Annotated in this window: 1 protein-coding gene and 1 pseudogene; one reads left to right on the top strand and one right to left on the bottom strand. The window is 45.1% G+C overall.

Going from position 1 to position 525, the window contains the following annotated elements:
• Window positions 1–193 (top strand): annotated as a pseudogene (locus R7Q46_RS30110) (LysR family transcriptional regulator); the annotation flags it as partial.
• A 20-nt stretch (window positions 194–213) separates the two neighbouring features.
• On the opposite strand, the gene R7Q46_RS30105 reads toward R7Q46_RS30110, so the two are convergent.
• Entirely contained in the window at window positions 214–414 is a 201-nt protein-coding gene (locus R7Q46_RS30105; protein ID WP_005457961.1) for a DUF4250 domain-containing protein, read from the bottom strand.
• Between the last annotated feature and the right edge of the window lie 111 nt (window positions 415–525).

The following is a 525-nucleotide window of genomic DNA, read 5'->3' as shown; positions in this document are numbered from 1 at the left end:
GCTACCAAACTGGGCGATATCCGAGTTTTCTCGTCAGGGGTTAATCACCAGTAAACCATTTGGCAAAGGTTTGTGGCGTCGTCTGTTCGCAGCAACGCGTAACTCTGAAAAAGATAAGCGTTATCTGCAAGCCTTCTTTGCGACGGCGAGACAACAATGCAAAAGCCATCTTGACGGCATCAAGATGGCTTAACAACAAGGAATCGATTAAGACTAGCGTTCGTACGCTTTGAATTGATTGGTGAGTGGGTCGTACTGATAACCAAGCATATCAAGTTTGCCCACCACCGACTCAACATCCATTTCGTAGACCGAAGCCAACTCGTCAAAACTGTCGCACTCTAAGCGTAGTTTTTCGTTGACGATACCCAACAAAATGATGCTATCCAGATTGCCTACATTGCTTAAATCCATCGCGACACTCCTCTTCGACAACGTATCAAGGTATATACCCAAGTGACTTCAAGATGTAGAGTTCAGAGCGTTGTCACTAATTCAAGTTCAAGGAAAACAACGCTGCGGAAT

This window comes from Vibrio sp. 811 (assembly GCF_033339195.1).
The sequence above is the reverse complement of the archived record's forward strand: the minus strand, read 5'-3'. Positions and strand labels throughout refer to the sequence as shown.